This is a genomic window from Actinocorallia lasiicapitis, assembly GCF_054778695.1.
In genome coordinates, this window is record NZ_BAAGZI010000466.1 from 1 (window position 1) to 4,173 (window position 4,173).

At 69.2% G+C, this 4,173-nt stretch carries 4 protein-coding genes; 2 read left to right on the forward strand and 2 right to left on the reverse strand.

The features are described 5' to 3' along the window. Together ACYVE7_RS30300 and ACYVE7_RS30305 are read left to right on the forward strand one after the other, a co-directional pair. Positions 1–1,233: alpha/beta hydrolase (locus tag ACYVE7_RS30300; RefSeq protein ID WP_460369505.1), on the forward strand; the 1,233-nt coding region annotated here is incomplete at its 5' end. A gap of 47 nt (positions 1,234–1,280) precedes the next feature. After that, the gene (locus ACYVE7_RS30305; protein WP_460369509.1) at positions 1,281–2,123 is read left to right on the forward strand and encodes a GNAT family N-acetyltransferase; all 843 of its coding nucleotides are present in this window, start codon (positions 1,281–1,283) and stop codon (positions 2,121–2,123) included. 66 nt (positions 2,124–2,189) lie between these two features. Here ACYVE7_RS30305 and ACYVE7_RS30310 read toward each other — a convergent pair whose 3' ends face one another. Together ACYVE7_RS30310 and ACYVE7_RS30315 are read right to left on the reverse strand one after the other, a co-directional pair. Continuing rightward, on the reverse strand, positions 2,190–3,797 hold the full coding sequence (locus ACYVE7_RS30310; protein ID WP_460369506.1) for an alpha/beta hydrolase: 1,608 nt from the start codon (positions 3,795–3,797) through the stop codon (positions 2,190–2,192). A gap of 137 nt (positions 3,798–3,934) precedes the next feature. After that, positions 3,935–4,173, reverse strand: a 239-nt coding sequence (locus ACYVE7_RS30315; RefSeq protein ID WP_460369507.1) for a helix-turn-helix domain-containing protein, incomplete at its 5' end; no start/stop codon positions are given.

Here is a 4,173-nt window from a genome sequence, read left to right on the forward strand (position 1 = left end):
GGCCGCTACCGGGGCGTCCTGCTGGTGAATCCGGGCGGCCCCGGCGGCGCGGGCCGCGGCTTCGCGTTCGACGTCGCCGCCGCGCTCCCCCCTGATCTGCGCCAGGCCTACGACGTCGTCGGGTTCGATCCGCGCGGGGTCGGCGGCAGCCGTCCGGCGATCACCTGCAAGGCGGACCATCTCGGCCCGAACCGGCCCCCCTACGACCGTGAGATCCGCCGCTGGCTGGCCCGTTCGAAGACCTATGCCCAGGCCTGCGGACGCCGGCACGGCGCGCTGCTCCGCCATATGACCACCCTGGACGCCGCCCGCGACCTCGATCTGATCCGCGCGGCCCTCGGCGTCGAGAAGATCGACTACTACGGCGGCTCGTACGGCACCTATCTGGGCGCGGTCTACGCCAGCCGCTTCCCCCGGCGGGTCGGCCGGATGGTCCTGGACAGCAACGTCCGGCCGTCGCGGGTCTGGTACGGCGCCAACCTCGACCAGGACGTGGCGTTCCAGACGAACCTCCGCGCGTTCTTCGCGTGGATCGCCCGCCACCGCTCCGCCTACCGGCTCGGCAGGACCAGCGCGGCGGTCGAACGCCGTTTCACCGCCGACCGCAGGGCCCTCGACGCCCGCCCGCTGCACCGCTTCTCCGGCAACGAGTTCACCGATCTGCTGCAGGTCGCGGGGTACACCACCGACTGGTGGCCGACTCTGGCCGGGGCCTGGAGCGCCTGGAAGCGGCACCGCGACACCGGGGGGCTGTTCACCGCCCACCAGGCCGTCGCCGCCGAAGGCGACAACGAGTACGCCGTCTACAACGCCGTCGGCTGCACGGACGCCCCCTGGCCGCGCTCCTGGAAGCGGTGGAAGCGCGACGCCCGCAGGATCGACCGGCGCGCACCGTTCGCGACCTGGCAGAACACCTGGTTCAACGCGCCCTGCCTGTACTGGCCCGCACCCGCGCGCAAGCCCGTGAAGATCAACGCGTCGCAGCCGATCCTGCTGCTCCAGGCCACACACGACGCCGCCACCCCGTACGCGGGCGGGCTGGAGATGCACCGGCTGCTGCGCCGCTCCCGGCTGGTCGTCGAGGACGGCGGACGCACCCATGTGATCGCTCTTTCCGGCAACCGCTGCGTCGACCGCAAGTGGCAGTCCTATCTGCGCAGCGGAGCCCTTCCCGGCAAGGCGATCACGCACTGCGGGGCCCTGCCCGCTCCCAAGCCGTCCCCCACGTCATAGGCTTGGGGGGCAACTGCCGAAGTGACAACGGGTGGGGTTCGATGCGGATACTGGGATCGCTCCCGGTGCGGGTCCTCGACGACCGCTACCGCGACGAGGTCCTGGCGATCCTTGACGCCGACCCCGTCGGGAACGTGTTCGTCTCCTCCCGCGTGCACCAGGCCGGGCTCGACCCCGGCCGGCTGGGCGCGCAGATGTGGGGGTTCTGGCGGGACGGCCGGCTGGAATCGCTCTGCTATTCCGGCGCCAACCTGATCCCGATCAACGCGGGGCCCGAAGCCGTCCGCGCGTTCGGGGACCGTGCCAGAACGCAGGGCCGGCGGTGCAGTTCGATCGTGGGGCCCGTACCGGCCGTCCGGGAGCTGTGGGATCTGCTCCAGCCGTACTGGGGGCCGCCGCGCGCGATCCGCGAGGTCCAGCCGGTGATGTCGACCTCCGAGCCGTCGGCGTTCCCCGCCGACCCTTATGTGCGGCGGGTCCGGATGGAGGACTTCGACGTCGTCTACCCGGCGTGTGTCGCGATGTTCACCGAGGAGGTCGGTGTCTCCCCCAACGCCGGCGACGGCGGTGTGCTGTACCGGGCCAGGGTCGCCGAGCTGATCAGGGCGGGCCGGTCGTTCGCCCGGATCGAGGGCGGCCGGGTGATCTTCAAGGCGGAGATCGGGGCGGTCACCCCGCACGCCTGCCAGGTGCAGGGCGTCTGGGTGCATCCGGAGTCGCGCGGCAAGGGATTGTCGGAGTTCGGGATGGCGGCGCTGCTGGAGGAGTCGCTGCGGACGGTCGCGCCGACCGTCTCGCTCTATGTGAACGACTACAACGTGCGGGCCCGCGCCGCCTACAAGCGGGTCGGCTTCGTCGAGGTCGACGCCTTCATGTCGGTCCTCTTCTAGAACACGAAGAACGCGAAGAACCCCCGGATCCGAGCGGATCCGGGGGTTCTCCTCACTTGCCGGACGTTACTTCAGCAGGAAGTCCGAGACGTGGCCGCCGATGGTGCGGGCGGCCGGGTCGACCGGGACGACCTTGGGCTCGGGCAGCGCCTTGACGTGCGTGACGTTCTTCTTCGGGAGCTTGCCGTAGAGCATGAAGTTCTCGAAGTAGGCGTCGATCGGGGCGTTGCCGCGCTGGACGATGCCGTGCGTCAGGCCCTTGTCCTCGATGACGACCTTGGCGCCGAGCGCCTTGGTCATGTTGAGGGCGTTGGGGAACGGGGTGGCGGCGTCGAGCGTGGCCTGGAAGGTCAGGATCGTCGGCAGGCCGCGCTTCTTGGTGACCTTCACCGGCTTGCCGGCCTTGGCGGGCCAGTACAGGCAGGGGGTGTTGTACCAGGTGTTGCCCCACGCCATGAAGGGAGCGGTGGCCTGGACGGTCTTGGCGTCCTTCTCCCACTTCTTCCAGCTCTTGGGCCACTGGACGTCGGTGCACTGGGTGCCCAGGTAGACGGCGTAGCCGCTGGTGGGCTCCTCGGTGGCGCCGTAGTCGGCGAAGGTCTGGGCGATGCCGGTGTCGTCGCCCTTGTTGACGCGCTGGGACAGGGAGCGGGCCAGGTCGGTCCAGCGGATGTCGGACGCGCGGTAGCCGGCGCCGAGCCAGGTGTCGTCGAGCTCGCTCGGGCCGACCTTGGTCAGTTCAGCGGGCTTCTTCGGGTCGAGCGCGACCGAGACCGGCTTGGCCTTCAGCTCGGAGCGGACCTTGTAGAACTGCTCGCTGACGGTCTTCTTGTCCTTGCCGAGACCGAACTCCGCGTCGTGCTTGGCGATCCAGCCGAACAGGAAGTTGATGTTCCGCTCGAAGGCGTAGTCCTGCTCGATCTGCCCCTTGTACCAGACGCTCTTGGGGTCGACCATCGAGTCGAGCGCGAAGCGGCCGACCTTGCGCGGGAAGACGCTGGCGTACACGCCGCCCAGGTAGGTGCCGTAGGACGCGCCGTAGAAGTCGAGCTTCTTGTCGCCGAGCCGCTGGCGGATCTGGTCCATGTCGTGGACGTTGTCGATCGTCTTCAGGTGCTTGAGGAGCTGGCCGTACTTCTTGCCGCAGGCCTTGGCGTAGGCCTTGCTCCGGGCGAGCTGGGCGACGATGTCGGCCTTGCCGGTCGGGTTCGGGTCGGCGCGGACGGGGTTGAAGAAGTCGGCCTGGCAGCTGATCTGGGTGCTGCCGCCGGTGCCGCGCGGGTCGAAGCCGATGACGTCGATCTTGCTGCGGAACTTGTCGGAGGCGCGCGCCGCGGCGACGACCGCGTAGTCGGTGCCGGTGCCGCCGGGGCCGCCGGGGTTGACCAGCATGTGCCGGGCCTTGCCCTTGCCGGTGTGCTTGAGCCGGGTGAGCGCGATCCCGATCTTCTTGCCGTGCGGCTTGCGGTAGTCGAGCGGAACCTTGATCGTCGCGCACTCGAGCTTGGTCTTGGCAAGCGTCGGGAAGTAGGACTTCAGCTCCGGCAGGCCCGATTCCTCGGCACACTTCTGCCACTTGATCGAGGCGGCCTTGGGCTTCGCCTGGGCGGCGGCGGGCTGCAGGACCGACAGTCCCAGCCCTGCGACTGCCGTCAGGACGATGAGTTTCTTCACTTGCTCCCCTTAGGTCCGGGATAAAGCGGACATCAAGCGAAGATTGTCCGGAGGTTGCGCGCGAAACAGAAGATTTCGAACACGACGGATGCCCAACCGTGACGGATCTTTATAATTCACCCCACGCGACAGGAAGATCACTCGGAGCTCAGCGAGAACACGATCCACAGCTCAGCACGGGTGGCCGGGGCGTCCAGATCCCGGTTCAGCAGCTCGGCGACCCTCTTCATCCGGTGCCGGAGCGTGTGCCGGTGGACGCCGAGGGCGCGCGCCGCCGGGTCGCCCTGGCCGTTGGCCGCCAGATAGGCGCGGAGCGAGGCGCGCAACGTCGCGTCCAGCGGGGCCAGGATCTGGTCGGCGAGCGCGGTGGCGGCCT